The sequence below is a fragment of the Cupriavidus nantongensis genome, from assembly GCF_001598055.1.
GTDB classification, from domain to species: domain Bacteria; phylum Pseudomonadota; class Gammaproteobacteria; order Burkholderiales; family Burkholderiaceae; genus Cupriavidus; species Cupriavidus nantongensis.
In genome coordinates, this window is sequence record NZ_CP014844.1 from 2,411,166 (window position 1) to 2,428,504 (window position 17,339).

The window sequence follows — 17,339 nt, forward strand, 5'->3', positions numbered from 1 at the left end:
ATCGAAAGATGACTTGGAATACGGCACAAATGCGAGAACTCAACCTGTAGTGAGCGTGTCGATGAGACACACTTGTTATAGGGTCAAGCGAACAAGTGCATGTGGTGGATGCCTTGGCGATCACAGGCGATGAAGGACGCGGTAGCCTGCGAAAAGCTTCGGGGAGCTGGCAAACGAGCTTTGATCCGGAGATGTCCGAATGGGGAAACCCGGCCCGTATGGGTCATCCCACACTGAATCCATAGGTGTGGGAAGCGAACGCGGCGAACTGAAACATCTAAGTAGCTGCAGGAACAGAAATCAACCGAGATTCCCAAAGTAGTGGCGAACGAAATGGGAACAGCCTTGTACTCTTTAGCAGTGGTGTTAGCAGAACGGGATGGAAAGCCCGGCCATAGCAGGTGATAGCCCTGTATGCGAAAACACGATTGTGGAACTAGGTGTACGACAAGTAGGGCGGGACACGTGAAATCCTGTCTGAAGATGGGGGGACCATCCTCCAAGGCTAAATACTCGTGATCGACCGATAGTGAACCAGTACCGTGAGGGAAAGGCGAAAAGAACCCCGGGAGGGGAGTGAAATAGATCCTGAAACCGCATGCATACAAACAGTCGGAGCCCTTTCGGGGGTGACGGCGTACCTTTTGTATAATGGGTCAGCGACTTACATTCAGTGGCAAGCTTAACCGGTTAGGGAAGGCGTAGCGAAAGCGAGTCCGAACAGGGCGTTGAGTCGCTGGGTGTAGACCCGAAACCAGATGATCTATCCATGGCCAGGTTGAAGGTGCGGTAACACGTACTGGAGGACCGAACCCACTAACGTTGAAAAGTTAGGGGATGAGCTGTGGATAGGGGTGAAAGGCTAAACAAATCTGGAAATAGCTGGTTCTCTCCGAAAACTATTTAGGTAGTGCCTCGTGTCTCACCTTCGGGGGTAGAGCACTGTCATGGTTGGGGGGTCTATTGCTGATTACCCCGCCATAGCAAACTCCGAATACCGAAGAGTGCAATCACGGGAGACAGACATCGGGTGCTAACGTCCGGTGTCAAGAGGGAAACAACCCAGACCGCCAGCTAAGGTCCCAAAGATTGGCTAAGTGGGAAACGAAGTGGGAAGGCTAAAACAGTCAGGAGGTTGGCTTAGAAGCAGCCACCCTTTAAAGAAAGCGTAATAGCTCACTGATCGAGTCGTCCTGCGCGGAAGATGTAACGGGGCTAAGCCAGTCACCGAAGCTGCGGACGCGTGCGTTCCTTTAAGTGCACCAAGCTTGTCGATGCGCAGCATCGACAAAGCCACCAACAATGATCGCTGGTGGTCGTGCTAGTGGATTTAAAGGAGCGCACGCGTGGTAGGAGAGCGTTCTGTAAGCCTGTGAAGGTGTCTTGTAAAGGATGCTGGAGGTATCAGAAGTGCGAATGCTGACATGAGTAGCGATAAAGGGGGTGAAAGGCCCCCTCGCCGTAAGCCCAAGGTTTCCTACGCAACGTTCATCGGCGTAGGGTGAGTCGGCCCCTAAGGCGAGGCAGAGATGCGTAGCTGATGGGAAGCAGGTTAATATTCCTGCACCGTCGTATGATGCGATGGGGGGACGGATCGCGGAAGGTTCTCCGGGTGTTGGAAGTCCCGGTCCCTGTAGTGGAGAAGGCGCTTAGGCAAATCCGGGCGCGTAATTCAAGGCTACGGGGCGAGCGGCCTAGTGCTGCGAAGCAATTGGAAGTGGTTCCAAGAAAAGCCTCTAAGCTTCAGTCATACGAGACCGTACCGCAAACCGACACAGGTGGGCGAGATGAGTATTCTAAGGCGCTTGAGAGAACTCGGGAGAAGGAACTCGGCAAATTGGTACCGTAACTTCGGGATAAGGTACGCCCTGGTAGCTTGACTGGCCTGCGCCAGAAGGGTGAAGGGGTTGCAATAAAATGGTGGCTGCGACTGTTTAATAAAAACACAGCACTCTGCAAACACGAAAGTGGACGTATAGGGTGTGACGCCTGCCCGGTGCCGGAAGATTAAATGATGGGGTGCAAGCTCTTGATTGAAGTCCCGGTAAACGGCGGCCGTAACTATAACGGTCCTAAGGTAGCGAAATTCCTTGTCGGGTAAGTTCCGACCTGCACGAATGGCGTAACGATGGCCACACTGTCTCCTCCCGAGACTCAGCGAAGTTGAAGTGTTTGTGATGATGCAATCTCCCCGCGGCTAGACGGAAAGACCCCATGAACCTTTACTGTAGCTTTGCATTGGACTTTGAACCGATCTGTGTAGGATAGGTGGGAGGCTTTGAAGCGTGGACGCCAGTTCACGTGGAGCCGTCCTTGAAATACCACCCTGGTTTGTTTGAGGTTCTAACCTTGGCCCGTGAATCCGGGTCGGGGACAGTGCATGGTAGGCAGTTTGACTGGGGCGGTCTCCTCCCAAAGTGTAACGGAGGAGTTCGAAGGTACGCTTGGTACGGTCGGACATCGTACCTAAAGTGCAATGGCAAAAGCGTGCTTAACTGCGAGACCGACAAGTCGAGCAGGTGCGAAAGCAGGACATAGTGATCCGGTGGTTCTGAATGGAAGGGCCATCGCTCAACGGATAAAAGGTACTCTGGGGATAACAGGCTGATACCGCCCAAGAGTTCATATCGACGGCGGTGTTTGGCACCTCGATGTCGGCTCATCTCATCCTGGGGCTGTAGCCGGTCCCAAGGGTATGGCTGTTCGCCATTTAAAGAGGTACGTGAGCTGGGTTTAAAACGTCGTGAGACAGTTTGGTCCCTATCTGCCGTGGGCGTTGGAATCTTGACGGGGGCTGCTCCTAGTACGAGAGGACCGGAGTGGACGTACCGCTGGTGTACCTGTTGTCTCGCCAGAGGCATCGCAGGGTAGCTATGTACGGAAGAGATAACCGCTGAAAGCATCTAAGCGGGAAACTCGCCTGAAGATGAGGATTCCCTGGAGGCTTGACCTCCTTGAAGGGTCGTTCGAGACCAGGACGTTGATAGGCTGGGTGTGGAAGCGCAGTAATGCGTTAAGCTAACCAGTACTAATTGCCCGTAAGGCTTGATCCTATAACCAGTGTGTTTCACCTGGTTGAGCGTCGCCTTGTGCCTCGATACACGCACAACCAACACTACATCCCGATTCGTGATGCTGGCCTCAACCCCAGCGTCACAACCCCTCATGCCTGGTGACCATAGCGAGCCGGAACCACCCCTTCCCATCCCGAACAGGACCGTGAAACAGCTCCGCGCCGATGATAGTGCGGATTCCCGTGTGAAAGTAGGTCATCGCCAGGCTCTTATTGTGCAAAACCCCTCGACAGCGTGTGCTGCGAGGGGTTTTTGCTTTTCCATCGCCACTTTGGCGTGGCCCAACCGGACGGGCGCCGGCACCGCTGAGCCAGGCCCGTCACCCTTCGATGTCTTAGTGCGACAGGCTGGACGACACCGTGTCAGCCTTGTCGTGTGTCGCGTATTTCTCGATCAGGGTGGCACTGGCCCGATTCAGTCCCGCGACATCGACGGCGATGCCGTGGCGGCGGAAATTATGGACGATACGGTCGAGCGCATCGATTGCCGTGAGGTCCCAGAAATGCGCGTGTGACAAGTCCAGGTGGACCGAGCGCACCGGCTCGGTGAAGTCGAATTCCGATACCAGCGCCTCCGAGGAAGCGAAGAACACCTGTCCGCGCACCGTATAACGCCGTTCGTTGCGCACGGTGTCCAGCACCGATTCGACCGTGAGAACGCGGCGCGCCTTTTCGGTGAAGAAGACGGCGCTGAGCAGTACCCCCAGGCCAACGCCTAGTGCCAGGTTGTCGGTCGCCACAACCGCGACGACGGTGGCCACCATCACCACGGAAGAACTCTTCGGATGGTTCCGCAGCTTGAGCACCGAGCCCCAGTCGAAGGTGCTGATCGATACCATGATCATTACCGCGACCAGCGCGGCCATGGGAATCCTCTGCACCCACGGGCCCAGGAACACCACCAGAATCAACAGCAGCGCGCCCGCGACGAAGGTCGACAGGCGACCGCGGCCACCTGACTTGAGATTGATAACGGTCTGCCCGATCATGGCGCAGCCCGGCATGCCACCGAGAAAACCGGCGACGATATTGGCGCAGCCCTGACCGCGGCATTCGCGGTTCTTGTCGCTTGGGGTATCGGTGAAATCATCGACGATGCTTGCCGTCATCAGCGATTCAAGCAGGCCGACCACCGCGATGCTGACCGAATACGGCAAGATGATTCGCAGTGTTTCCAGCGACAGCGGCACGTGCGGAAACGCCAGGACCGGCAATTCCTCCGGGAACGCACCCATGTCCCCGACGGTGCGCAGATCCAGCTGCAATGCCATGGACAGCCCGGTCAGCACGATGATGCAGACGAGAGGCGAGGGGATAGCCGTGGTAATGCGGGGCAACAGGTAAATGATGGCCAGGCCGGCGCCGACCATCGCGTAGACGTACCACGGCACCGACTGCAATTGCGGCAGCTGGGCCAGGAAGATCAGGATCGCCAGCGCATTCACGAAGCCGGTAATGACCGAGCGGGACACAAATCGCATCAATGCGCCAAGCCGCAGATAACCTGCGCCGATCTGCAGCACGCCAGCCAGGATGCCGGCGGCAAGCACGTATTCCACGCCGTGCGCCTTGACCAGCGAGCCGATCAACAGCGCCACCGCGCCGGTAGCGGCCGAAATCATGCCGGGCCGTCCGCCCGCGATGGCGCAGACCACGGCGATGCTGAAGGCTGCGTAAAGGCCGACCTTGGGGTCGACGCCGGCGATGATGGAGAAGGCAAGCGCCTCGGGGATGAGCGCGAGGGCGACGACGATGCCGGCGAGGATATCGCCGCGGACGTTGGAGAACCACTCCTCGCGGATGGTGTGCGTATTCATGTGGGTAAAGCCGTTGCTAACGGTGAATAAGACAATGGGGCGGCCGACAGGAGGACTGCCAGGGCGGCAATGCCACGCAAGGGGGCTTTCCGGGGAAAGCGAAACAGGGCGGGCAAAACGTTTGCCGCCTATGCAAGGCGGGGCGCAGCAGGAACGAAGCGCGGCGTGCACCACGAACCTCCAGTTCGGTCGTCTGGGACTGGAAGGGTTCGGTGGGACGTTACATTGGACGAATCGGGGCTGGTAGGAGGAAGCACCCGCGACGGCGGTTCGATGCCGGGGCGCAGCGCGGAATTCTAGAGGATGCTGCCGGCATCGTCCAGCGATGGGGAGCGACGCGAGCACTGCTCGCCGTTACTGAAACGCCGCTTTTTTGCCGTTGGAGGTCCTCGTCTGGCTAAATTCGTGGCGGGCTTCGACGGTGGTGACTTTGGGGCCTGGCGTGGATTATTTGCAAGCTCTGCCGGTGCCGGTAGACGCATTCGTGCAAATCCCGGCCAATGGGCGCATGGAATCGGTGTGCTGCAGGGATGGTGTCGAGGTGCTAACCTCAAAATGGCACTGCCCCGCCACCCTTGCCATTGGGAGGGAAAATGAGCCGCCTGCTGCTCACCAATATCGAGCCCGATACCTCGGACGAGGAGATCCGGGCGTTCCTGGAAAAATACGGATTCCCGCCATTCGACAGCCTGGAGCATGAGGACGGCGACGGCTCGCACCCGGCCGTGCTGCTGACTTATGAAACGCTGGACCCCGCGGTGCTGGGCAAGCTGCAGCAGCGCATCGACCATATGTACTGGAAGAAGCGACAGCTGAGCGCTTCGATCCTGCATGACCGTTTTGCCTGAGCCTATCGCGATGGCGCGCCCGCTTCCTCGGCGGCTGCTGGCGTAAGCGGGGCAGGGACCGCCATCATTTTCTCGGCAGGGTAGAGTGCCATGAAGCTGCGCGCCAGTTCGGGATCCCGGCATGCGAGCCATGCTTGCCATTGAAGATACGGGATCATCACGACCGACCGTTTTTCCTTGCCGGGGGCATGCATCAGCTTCATTACTGCATGGCCGGGCGCGCTCACCGTGAACATGGCGAAGGAAACCGTTCCATCCGGCCATTGCTTCCACAACCCGGCGATGCCGAGCGCCGGCTCGTCCGGCAGCCAGATCCGGTAGCGGATCCAGCCCTGGCCAGCGACGTAGCACGGTTCGTAAATCGCCATCGCAGGCACCAGGCACAGCTGGCTGCGGTGCCACGCGCTGCATGAACCGCGCTTGTCGCCGACGCACTCGGCGCGGACATTCATGGTTTCAAAATCCCGGGCGCCGTGGACGTGGCGCGAGCGCGGCACAAGGCCGAAGGTGGCGAGCAAGCTTTCGCGTCGGCCACTGGCATCCATACGGACGATGGGCGCGGTATCGCCTGGCCAGATTTCCGGCTTCCATGTTCCTGGCGGCGGCTCGGCCCCGAACACATCGCGCAGCGCCGGGCCCGTCACCGCGGTGAAATTGGTACACACGATATTGCCTCCCTGACGTCAGATGCTTGCCGCAGGCATGGTCAGCTATCGCGATACCTCCGAGGCCATTTTCTTGGCCGATTCCAGATGGTGCTCGAGCGTCGGCAAGGTCTTCTTTGCGAAATCGCGTACATCGCTGTCGCGGGCGTCGCTTGCGGCCTTGCGGAACAGTGCCACCGCATCGTTATGCGCCTTGACCCCGACTTCGTCGGCGTACTGCTTGTCGAAGCTGGCGCCTTGCAGTGCGCCCATGGCTTCCAGCTTCTTCTGGTCAGCGGGACTTGGGGTGGTCGGCAATTGCACGCCCTTGGCGTTGGCCAGCCGCTTGAGATCTTCCGCCGCGGCGCGGTGATCCTGCAGCATCTGGCCGGCAAAACGCTTGACCGTGGCGCTGGTGGCCTTGGTCTCGGCCAGCTTGCTGGCATCGATCTCCATCTGGCCCGCCTGTGCGGCCTTGTTCATGAAGTCCACGTCGCCGGCGGGCGGCGCAGCGTACAGGCCGGTTGTCAGGCAAAGCAATGCCGCCGCAAGCGCGGATCTGGCATGGCGCCCAAGGCGGCCGGGCTGGGGTGCATCGAATGGCATGACTGTCTCCTGAACGGACAACCATACCCGGCCTTGCAACAATCATGCCGTCATGTCGTGCGACCTCCTGCCTCAGGAAACCCGGACGAATTTGGCGACGGAAGGGACGCCTTGCGAGTCGATGATAAACAGCATGTAATAACCGGGCGGCACCAGCGAGCTGGAGGCGGGCAGGGTGACGCGCAGGTTCTTGGCCCCCTGTTTGGTATGGCGCAATTTGATATAGCGCTGGTGCATGTCGTTGCCGTGCGTCACGGCCCCCGGCGCCACCAGCGCAACGCTCGAAACATTGGGCGTGCTGGAGCCAACGGTAAAGGTTTGTCCCAGGCCCAATGTACCCGGTGCGCTGGTGATATTTGGTCGCGCGCCCTTGAACAGGTACGGTGGCGAATATACCTGTGCCTGGTGCGTACTGGCGGCCAGGGGATTCATGTCGTCCTGCGACAGCAAGACGGTGGCGTCCGGCAACAGAATGGCACTGGAGTGGTAGCCCGCCTGGATGGTGTTCGGGCTCATCGGAACCCAGGTCCCGGTCGGATCGCCGGCGGGCTTGTTGTAAAGCTCGCTGTCAAAATGCGGGTTGTCATAACCGTTGCTGGCCGCATTGCCACCCACCGTAAACAGCGTGCCATCCGGCAGGATCACGGTATTGGCATTATGGCGAGGCTGCAGCCATTGCGGAAATTGTCGCCACCCGGCGTTGGGGTTGCTGACATCGAACCATTCGTTGTTGCGGAACGCGCTGTCGCCTTCGGCGCCGCCCGCGATCATCACGGCCTGCTTGACGGGCGTGACGGAGGCATCGGTATAGATAACGCCGTTGGCGTACTCATAGTGCGAGCTCAGCATGTTCGGAATGCTGCTCCATGACCAGGTGCCGGGCGCCAGCAGCACCGTATTGAAGAAGGCCGGCCCCGCCTGCATCATCTGGCCCGAACCCAGCAGGTATTGGAAAGGGTACATGCCGGACGGGTGGTGGAACGCAACCGTGCTCATCGTGCCAACGCTGTCCATGCCCGCGGCCGGGGTGAACAACTCAACCACCGACGTGGTATTTCCGGATCCCGTTTCGTCGAGGCCACTGGTGATAACTACCCGGTTGTCTGCCAGCTTGGTCACCGTCGGATACCAGCGGCCGACCGACATATTTGGCTGGGTGGTCCAGCTCTCGCTGAGCGGATTGAAGGTATAGCTGCTCAGCGCGCCCTGGAAGTTCTGCTGGCCTTCCGGCGCATTCGGGTCGGGGTAGCGCAGATTGCCACCCGCAATGAAAACCCTGCCGTCGCTCAATATCGTCTGGCCGGCACACCAGATATTCTCAGGCGGCGTTATGGGATACCCCGTGCGTGTCGCGGGATCCCACACATAGGCGACACCGGTGTTCGACGCTGCCGGATTATGGTATTGCGTCGGCTCATACGACCAGAACAGCACCTTGCCGGTGTGCAGCAATACCGCGGTAATGCCGACCACGGGAATCACGAACGGTGCGCTCCATTGGCCGGCCGTGTTGGTCGCCTGGGCTCTGGCGGCCGCAAGGACCTGTTCATCCGGCTCGGGCGCTTTCTCCAGGCCTCTTGCCACGCGGCACTGCTTGGCGCGCGCCCGGGCATGCGCCTCGGCATGGCCGGGGCCGAGCACAGCGGTTTCCCGCTGCTTGAGCCGGGCCTCGGCGGAGGGGTTGATGCAGGCGTCATTATCAAAGCTGGGCGGGGCTGCGTGAGTCGGCAGCGCCACCAGCGACAAGCCAACCACTGACGCCCACACGGTTTTGCGGAAAATGGTGAGTCGACGCATTTGCATCACCTCCTGCGGTGACAGCGTTGCCATGGAATGCGGGAGTTCCGCGCAGCGAAGCTCGCGGTGGAATGCGCAAAGACATTCGCACCGGACTTTTCTAGCTTAGGGTGGCAATCAGAGAGGCAATGTGGGCTGGCGCACGGAAGGCGTTCGATTGGGGGCTTGCGTTTTGGCCAAGCAGAGTCAGACGACGAGAAAAGTGATGGGGTAAAATCTGATAAGAATTATCTACTTACGTAGACTTTGTCGCTGCATTCAACACATATTTTCGTCTTTTTTGGGGATGAAATATTCTATCGGTTCTACGCCGAAGATGTAATTGTGTGTCTTTTTCGGGAGCGACCGCAGCCGTTGTCATGCTGCCTATGTCTCCGCTGGCGTGTGAGCGCCGCCTACCCGCCCCTACCTCCCTTGAGCTTGCAGGCAAACGGCGAAAGCCTTGGTTCTGCGCTCTTGTCTCAGAGCTCCTAGTAATCGCCTGCAGTTCATGGAGTTCATTCCGCTCCACTCCACACATTGTCCCCGCAACCGAAAGTATTTTTTTGGGGAAAGTCCTTGGGTTTAAATGCGAATTTTGCGATTTTCTGATAATAAAAAATATTAAAATTATGCGCACTATGCAACCAGTTTCATAGGGTTACTGATACCGTTATCTACTCACAAAATTTTCTACCATATATTCTCCAAGACTCGCCGTTGTGACTCATCATGTATCACGCCGCAGACCAGCACAGATTGAGCCCGGCTGAATTTGTTAGAAATCCAAATCGCGGCCACGCGTCGGTCTATTTTTTTGATTCCCCAAAAAATGATCGTCGCTTTGGCATTTTCGGCGTGGTTGCATTTTCGCATTTATTGCTAGCCGAAGGAAATCCTGAAATACTGTCGTATCTTCCATCCAGGCCACCAAAAGAAAAATCTGAAAAAAAATACAAACAAACAGTTGATGTTTTATATCAGTCTGGCAAGACGGAGTGTTGGCACTTCAATCACTCTAGGAACGGGGCACCCACGCGACACAAGAATAGGATAACCAAGACCGAAGGCGAAATCCGAATGGCGCAATGGCTGCCCCATAATTGGATGTTGCTATGTTCCTATCGAACACGCGTTAGAGGAGCTATAGACCCGAATCCCAGGGCCCTCCCAGGATTAATTAGCGCCAGAAGTAGCTTCACGCTCCAGGAGGTTCTCGCACTAGAAGATTGTGATCCCGCACACTTACTTGCTAGTGTGGCGCGCTACTTGGCAAACGGGAAACTTAAAACCGAACTTCGTACTAGCGCATTTCACCGACGTTCCCTTCTAGAACGGGTTGAATAATGGGCGGGGGCGCGCGGAGATCGTTGATTCAACAATATCACGGTGAGCTTGTCGACTGGCCCCATCCCGATATCACCGTTCTTGACGATGCGACTCGTCGAACGTTTCTGAATCGAAAGCTTGCCGTTGAGTTATATGCTGCCGATATTCCCTACGGTGAGATTCAAGAACAGACAAAATTCTCGCCAAACGAAGTGAGGCGCTTGCTCCGACGATGCGTGGCATCAGCAGGGGAGGGGTGTATTGTAGGATTTTATGCGTTGCTTCCGAGTTTTCGCATTAAGCCTTACTTCAGAACGAAACCCATTATTGCGAAGCATCCATTGGCCGATCAACGCTCTAGTGGTTACGCTGGCGCGCTGGCGCAGTTATTCGAAAAGTTTCCTGATGTCAAGAAAGATTTAATACAAAAATTCTTTCTGCAGCCGGATAAACAAAAGAAGTCAAAAAATAGCCGTTCGCCGCAGTTAGGGCCGCAGCCTTATATTGAAATACATGGCGAGTTTCTTTCTGAATTACGGACAAAAGGGGTTGGAGAGAATGAATGGCCCTTCCTGACGGAAGACAAGGGTAGACGATCCCTTTTGCGCTTCCTTCATTCTTTGAAGAATGAAAGATCAGAGCGTGCGGTAAAAGCCAGAATGGGTGCTGAGGCGACTAACAATCTAGGACATGGTATGGGTCCTAATGCTCTCATATCGCCACTTCTCCCGTTTGCAGTCGTAGAGCTTGATTACACAGTTATTGATATTCCCACTCATGTTAGGGTGATTGATCCCAACGGTACAGGGCATTTGATACCTATATCTCGTTGGTATCTAGGGTTGCTGGTCGAGGTAAAAACAAGCGCAATTTTGGGCGCACATATCTCTCTGGAAGTTAACCCGAGCGCCGATTGTGCGTTGCAGACGATGTTGAGCAGTGTGCCTGTCGTGTTAGACGCACGGAATTCTGGTGACGTTCGCATTGAGGTACGTAGCACCAATATGGATTTTGTTGCACGCGGCCCCACCTTGATATGCTCGTTGATACCGCAGTTGGCAGGGCAAGCATTCAGTTTGCTTAGGGTGGATAACGGTTGGTGCAATATTGCAAATGATTTTGTAAATAACGTTATTGATGTATTTGGTTGTGCCATTGAGTTCGGCCCCCCACGTGCCTGGTGGGGAAGGTCGTTAGTCGAAAGGATCATTGGGGTTTCAAAAGAACGCGGAGAGCATCGCCTGAAGGCCACATACGCGTCGGGCCCCGACGATGTTCGCCGGCCCCCCGATGTCGAACAGCTCGGTTTAAATGACGGAATCGACCTTGATTTTGTGGTCGATATGTTGAATGCCGTTGTCCGTGAACATAATACTATCTCAACCGGTGATCGACTTAATGGTGCAACTGTAATTAATGTTCTGCAAAGATTCGTAGATAAGCATGAGCTTCTATGGGTTCCACAGCCTCTACCAAGATCTATCAATTCAAATGATCGACTCCTTATGCACCGACGAAAGGTGGAGGTTAGGGGAGAATGGGGCGTCCATACGCGTAGGCCGTACATTAATACGGCATACTGCCGATATACAAATCCTCGTATCGCTTCTGATTTTTCTATGATAGGAAGAAAAGTGTTTGTCTACATCAATCGTCTCGATGCGAGAGAGGCATGGGCAAGTGACGCGGAAACTGGCGAGAATTTGGGCAAGCTATACGGTGAGGAAAAATGGGAAAACTGGCGATGTGCATTGCGGGTCAGAGAACTGGTAGGCGCAAAAGCAAAGGGACGGCCCCGAGGCCGGAGCCCCGATATTTATGCTAGATCCGGAAAAGTAGATTATGAGTTTGTAACGAGCGAAAATAGCGGCGAAAATATCGGAAAAAAAACTGCGCTTGCGATAGCGAAAGTAGCTCGGGATAGCTTTACTGGTTCGAAATCAGCATCCCTAAAGCCGGCCGAAGAAGATAACCACAATAATAATGTTGGGAGTGATAACGATCTGCTTCCAAATATAAATCCGCGCGGAATATTCAAGCTGGATTCGGGGAATAAGAAATGATTGCGTGCGATCGTGGAGAAAGAAATGGATGAGGGTCATCTTCGAGCATTAATGCTGCAGCACCCGATTATATCCAAGAAGAGCAGAGCGGAATCACCATTATGGACACTCCCGATATCGAATTTTTATGACAACGCCAGAACTTTATTGTTTCTCAGGCAAAGTTTTTTCATAGAAGAGATCGCTGGCGAGGGAAAAACCATCATGATGAATGTCCTTCGTGAGCGGTTACCAAGAGATCTCAGCGAAATTCACGTACTCTCTTATAGAGGCTTAAATAGGGAAATATTTTCTCATGGTGGATTTGTGAGGGATTTGCTTTATACGGTTAATCATGCTGCTCTTGATGGAAATTCATACGAATTAAGTCGGAGATTGATTAATGACATTGTGGCTTCTGCACTGGAGACTAATTGGAAGCTAATTGTGATGCTGGTTGACGAAGCGCAGGCCCTTCGTCCTATAGATTTTCGGTTTTATCAAAGATCTGCATAATGAATTAGAAGAGGTGAGGATTGATTTCGTCGTGATTTGTTGTGGCGAGTCTCCAAAAATTCGTGAATTATTCAGAACCTTATCCAGTGAGCAGCAAATAGGCTGCCTGGATCGGTATTTTAGGCATCGGCTGAGACTCAGCGGATATGGATTGGAAGAGCTGCAAGATCTGCTTGAGGTGATCGACGTGAAAAGATGGCCGACGGATTTTGGACCAACATGGACAGAATTTTGTTTTCCACTCGGATATGCCTCTGGCTTTCGCCTAGCTAATCAAGCCAGTTTATTTTGGCAGGCAATGAAGGAGGTACATCTTATAAGAGACGATAAAATATCAGAACCAAGTCAAAATGGAAAATTGCTTTCGAGGCGTATTTTCGATGCTCTTGGGTTTTTAGCGTTTAAGGGTATGGATAAAGATTGCCCAAACTTCGAGTTTCCAAAGGAAGATTGGCAGAGTGCCGCTAAGTTTGCAGCTAAATCGGCCTGGGATGAAAAACCGGATGCCACGGATAGACCAGACTGCTCTCAAGCTTAGGCATGAAAGACGCTCACTGGTGCGGTGGTGGATTAGATTCGATACCAAATGAGTCTTCATTCGGGTATTTTCATCGGTTGTGTTGGCTGAATGCAGTTGGCATGCAAGCCGCAATGAGGTTACTCGATGCTCCGAATTTTCCCACGCGCACGCAGACTTTTTTCGGCAAGCTGAAACGAATCCGCCATGTCATAGAGCGAGTTAACTTCAATAGTACTAGGTTTCCAGAGGAGCGTTCGCTGGTGGCTGGGGAGGTTTCAAATTTGTTGGGCGCCATTTTTACTAGTCGCCTTAGATTTTGTCCCGTTTGTTTGGAGTCCGGATATCACTCGATCTGGTTTCAGTGTAGCAAGTTAGCGCGATGCCCGATTCACAATGTTGATATACATGATCGTTGCATGAAGTGTAGTAGCCTTCTCTCCGATATAGGTATTTTGGAAAACTTCAGAGAGGCGCTTCATTGTCCGGTATGTCACTGTGCATTATCGGGGGCGCCCCTTAGTCCAGGAGTTTTTGTCGAAAGCTACCTCCACGAACATCGAACCCACGTAAAAATATATCGACAAGCATTCTCTACGTTGAATGAGTGGGTAGAGGATGTCTCCGCTCGCGGTGACAGTTGGATCGCCTACTCCAACGTCGAAATATGGGCCGCGGATGCGGAATGTGCCTTTGCGATTGCATGTGCGCTGGCAAAGCCTCCGGAGATATTGGAACGGCCATCATGCAACGGCGTAGCCCTGTTCTGGCAACGACATTTGGCGGGAAATATGTCATTCGTGCCTTTGTTTACTATTAGACGGCGCGAAGACGAGCTTATACGCGTTGTCTATTGCTGCACTTTGCGGCTTCTGCGTTCTTATGCTGCGGGTATTGCGAGCTCCGGGAGGGTTCCGCTGAAGCAATTTGTCGTCTTCAGGAAGGGCGACGGAATACAAGTCAGCACAGGGGATGCACGAGTACAGGCCTACCTGCTGCTACGCTATTTTGTGGAACAACCTGCCAATAGTGTTATCGCGCTTGATTCAGCAGTAGAACAGGTGTCGCCAAGTAGAGATTTGGGATGGTTTCTCTCCAGGGACGAGAACTCGAGAGCATCGACCCGAGCAGGAATTCTATTGGCGTATGCGACAATGCATCGTGCGATTCGAGAAGCAGCGACCTCCGGATTTGTGAAATGGGATCGTCTGATCGAACTGGTACAAGGTGTCGTCATGGCCCATCAATACTCGGAGACTGTCGAGCGGGGAGTCGTAGTATTCCGGATGCCCGTGGGAATGCCTTTGGCTCCGTTTCGGCCTTTGCCGAATCTTCCCCGCATTTCTGCGTAAGAAATCTGAAATCGGGCATCGCACGGTGGTGGTCGGAGTCATGCGCCAACTCGCCAGCAGCGAAAGCACCTTGAAAGCGGGAAAGCCAGCACGCCCCTTATGATCCCGAGAGGGCGTGGTCGGACCTTCAACGGGCCGATATTTGAGGCTGTGTGGCCGAAGGAAGCACAGTTTAGACGTCCGGCCGTTTCTCATGAACTCGCCGGGCTTTGCGTCAGTGCCGCTGCAGCGTTTCGAGCTTCCTTGGCGGGTATCCGCCATCACTTTGTTTTCGTTGGAGGCAGGCTGGAACGAAAACTAGTTCCGGAGGTAGCGAATGTCACCCGATCGGCAGCGATGTCTTGCCTCGAACTGTTATGGATTCTGTGCGGGCCAGCTTCTCCAGGGCATACCGACCAGTAGGCCGAGTGCCCGATCAACTCTCGGCAACTGACCCAACGTTGGACATTGATCGGCGCTTTCAATGGCTGGAACGCCGCCGCACGCTCCAATACGAGTGATTCTAAGAAAGCTGACGGTACATGCGACGTGAGCCACTCCGCGTACGCGCTGGTTGCGCTAGCGTAATTCGTATTGTGCAGAGCCGGTCCAACCCTGTGCATGGGAGCACGTGCGATACAACTTGTTGCCTCGGATTTCATATTGAGGAACTGCGCTCCAGCTGTCTGCATGCGACACGGTACGGTACACCTTATCGCCACGGATCTCATACTGAGGCAGGCCAGTTCAACCGCTAACATGGGACACCGCCCGGTAGACCTTGTTGTCGCGAATCTCGTATTGCGGGAGGCCAGTCCAGCCATCGACGTGGCTCACCGTTCGGTAGCTTTTTGCCATCACTTTCGCCAGATATGTCCCACACCAAAGCCACATCGGCCCAGTCATTCGGCAATGCCTGACGCGCGTGCTAGGTCGGGAGCGTCAGGGAGGCTTGATAGCCGCCGCCAAACGCGCCCTCGAAGTCATACTCATACAAGGTTGTTCGTCCCATACCCGGCTGACGCTGGCCCAGGAAGAACGTAAAGGCGTTGGGCGCCGCAATAAAAATATGCATTGGAGGTTTCACGTCCTTCCGCTCCATATTGATGCGCTGAACCAAGGCTTCGGCGAGTTCGAAAGCGTGCCTGCCGCTTGCGACCGACTGCGCTCCCGATCCGCACGACGGTTTCGCGACTAATAGCTTGCTGACGCCAGGCAAGGCGGTGGCAATATAGCCGCGCACCGCGTCGGGAATATCGTGGGTGAGCGCAACAGCCACGGCCATCTCTCCTGACTCTGACGTCAAGTCTTCCACTTCAAAGTTCCACGTCGGCCAGTCTGGATTGGTGAAAGTGTCCGTCGCGCTCCAGCTTTGCCGGTCGATCGTACGCTGCTCGATTTCCACGTGCCGTCCAGACTTGATGTTGACGACGGACCCAGCGGCAAACGCCAGCGTCAAGTGGGCGTCTAGCGCCAGGAGTAACGGTTGCGGTTCGCGCGCCGCGTCAATGAGAAAGCGCTTGAGCGCGGGGTACAGGTTGCCGGTCCAATCTTGCTGGTCGCGAATGGCCCGATCGTTGAAATACGGTATCAAGTCCAGGACGGTGCTGCATCGTTCCTCTAGTCGGTCGAACGCGTGCTCGAACGACTTGACACCCACTAGTGTCCTTGGAGAGTTCCTTTTCGCAAACAGATTCTCGCGCTGGCAGGCGTCCCGAAAGGTGTCCCGCGTGAACTCGAGGCGACCCTGGGCGAGCCATTGGAAGACGATGTCGTCATACCGGAAGCTACTCTCGTTCAGCGGTATGCGAAGCAGTCCCCGGTTCTCGAAGTGCATGTCCAACAGTTCGCGGAGGTCATCCAGCGATGTGGAGTCGGTGTCGAGCGAAAGCGTGCGGGCCAGTAGACGCAATTCGGCATCGTCGATGCCCAGATGTTCCCGCCACAGTTTCCGGATCCGGCCTGTCGCCGACGCATCGGTCTTCGTGCCAAACAACTGCTCCAGGCGAATGGCTTTGTGACGCTGATGGATAAGGGGTCGGAGCGGGTCGGTCTGCGCGATCCGCCAGTTGGTTAGCAATTTGAATCGGACCCCGATCCCGTCTTTCGCGTGGGCGTGCTGAGCATTTCGGGCCCGCTGAAGAAAGGAAAAACGATTGGCGTTGATCCACTCGGGATCTATGAGGTCGCTATGTCCGAAGTCGCTTACCGAAACGTGCCACTTGCATTGCGTGTACTCCCGCAGGATTGGTTTTCCTTCTGGGTCATTTGGTGCACGGCTGGGGTCATATTCCACCCATACGTCGTCGAAGCCTTTGGGACCGGATTCGAAACCCACGCGAATGACGGGGCTGTTAGGGTCAAGCAGGCAAACGGCCTTGCGCCAGAAAATCCGGGCCTGGAAGTTGTCGCCGTCCCGACGCACAGGCGCTTTAGTTATCGGCAGTCGATAGCTGACGCGCGGCGGGACATGCATCCGCATCGATGCCGTAGCCCAGCAAATGCAGGGCCGCGGCATGGATCGACGCGTGTTCGTTCGATATAGCTCCCGCGAAGCTTCCATAATTGCGAACTTACGATAATTTCGATTATGGAAGGGCTTCCATAATCGAAAGGCATGGCTCTTCGCAGACACCGTGGCCGGCGCCAAGGCAAGCGCCATGATCTATAGCCTGATGCTGACGTGCCGGGCCTGTGACGTCGAGCCATATGCCTATCTGCTCCACGTGCTCACAGAGTTGCCACAGCGAACGCCAGACGCCGACATCAGCGACCTGTTGCCGTTCAGCTTCGCCCCGCCGAAAGCCGCCCCGCCGCATCCTGCCTGAATACGCTCGTCG

At 55.4% G+C, this 17,339-nt stretch carries 10 protein-coding genes, 2 rRNA genes and 1 pseudogene; 8 read left to right on the forward strand and 5 right to left on the reverse strand.

Annotated elements, in window-relative coordinates; translation table 11 throughout:
• The first annotated feature begins 81 nt into the window (after positions 1–81).
• Together A2G96_RS11235 and rrf are read left to right on the forward strand one after the other, a co-directional pair.
• Positions 82–3,053 (forward strand): 23S ribosomal RNA (locus A2G96_RS11235).
• A gap of 115 nt (positions 3,054–3,168) precedes the next feature.
• Positions 3,169–3,281 (forward strand): 5S ribosomal RNA (rrf, locus tag A2G96_RS11240).
• A gap of 127 nt (positions 3,282–3,408) precedes the next feature.
• On the opposite strand, the gene A2G96_RS11245 is transcribed toward rrf, so the two are convergent.
• Positions 3,409–4,890, reverse strand: coding sequence for a SulP family inorganic anion transporter (locus A2G96_RS11245; protein WP_062799325.1), 1,482 nt, complete (start codon positions 4,888–4,890; stop codon positions 3,409–3,411).
• 593 nt (positions 4,891–5,483) lie between these two features.
• On the opposite strand from A2G96_RS11245, the gene A2G96_RS11250 reads away from it, so the two are divergent.
• Complete coding sequence (locus A2G96_RS11250; RefSeq protein WP_062799327.1) at positions 5,484–5,738, forward strand: RNA-binding protein; 255 nt, start codon at positions 5,484–5,486, stop codon at positions 5,736–5,738.
• A 2-nt stretch (positions 5,739–5,740) separates the two neighbouring features.
• Here the strand turns inward: A2G96_RS11250 and A2G96_RS11255 are convergent, their stop codons facing one another.
• From A2G96_RS11255 to A2G96_RS11265, 3 genes are all read right to left on the reverse strand, one after another.
• Positions 5,741–6,403, reverse strand: coding sequence for an SOS response-associated peptidase family protein (locus tag A2G96_RS11255; protein ID WP_062799329.1), 663 nt, complete (start codon positions 6,401–6,403; stop codon positions 5,741–5,743).
• Between the two features lie 45 nt (positions 6,404–6,448).
• The gene (locus A2G96_RS11260; RefSeq protein ID WP_062799330.1) at positions 6,449–6,988 is read right to left on the reverse strand and encodes a DUF4142 domain-containing protein; all 540 of its coding nucleotides are present in this window, start codon (positions 6,986–6,988) and stop codon (positions 6,449–6,451) included.
• Positions 6,989–7,060: 72 nt separating this feature from the next.
• Positions 7,061–8,785, reverse strand: a complete 1,725-nt coding sequence (locus A2G96_RS11265) for a galactose oxidase early set domain-containing protein (RefSeq protein WP_231909551.1) — start codon at positions 8,783–8,785, stop codon at positions 7,061–7,063.
• A gap of 1,349 nt (positions 8,786–10,134) precedes the next feature.
• On the opposite strand from A2G96_RS11265, the gene A2G96_RS33210 reads away from it, so the two are divergent.
• From A2G96_RS33210 to A2G96_RS33225, 4 genes are all read left to right on the forward strand, one after another.
• A complete protein-coding gene (locus A2G96_RS33210) occupies positions 10,135–12,156 on the forward strand; it encodes a hypothetical protein (RefSeq protein WP_124684261.1) in 2,022 nt (673 codons plus the stop codon).
• Positions 12,157–12,180: 24 nt separating this feature from the next.
• Positions 12,181–12,651: a hypothetical protein gene (locus tag A2G96_RS33215; protein ID WP_150124114.1), complete on the forward strand. Its 471-nt coding sequence runs from the start codon at positions 12,181–12,183 to the stop codon at positions 12,649–12,651.
• A 151-nt stretch (positions 12,652–12,802) separates the two neighbouring features.
• A complete protein-coding gene (locus tag A2G96_RS33220) occupies positions 12,803–13,189 on the forward strand; it encodes a hypothetical protein (RefSeq protein ID WP_150124115.1) in 387 nt (128 codons plus the stop codon).
• Between the two features lie 578 nt (positions 13,190–13,767).
• Positions 13,768–14,520, forward strand: coding sequence for a hypothetical protein (locus A2G96_RS33225; RefSeq protein ID WP_137924358.1), 753 nt, complete (start codon positions 13,768–13,770; stop codon positions 14,518–14,520).
• A gap of 907 nt (positions 14,521–15,427) precedes the next feature.
• Here A2G96_RS33225 and A2G96_RS11275 read toward each other — a convergent pair.
• A complete protein-coding gene (locus A2G96_RS11275; RefSeq protein WP_224039289.1) occupies positions 15,428–17,161 on the reverse strand; it encodes an SAVED domain-containing protein in 1,734 nt (577 codons plus the stop codon).
• On the opposite strand from A2G96_RS11275, the pseudogene A2G96_RS32390 reads away from it, so the two are divergent.
• Positions 17,109–17,327, forward strand: a pseudogene (locus A2G96_RS32390) (transposase domain-containing protein); the annotation flags it as partial. The gene A2G96_RS11275 and the pseudogene A2G96_RS32390 overlap by 53 nt on opposite strands.
• Positions 17,328–17,339 lie beyond the last annotated feature (12 nt).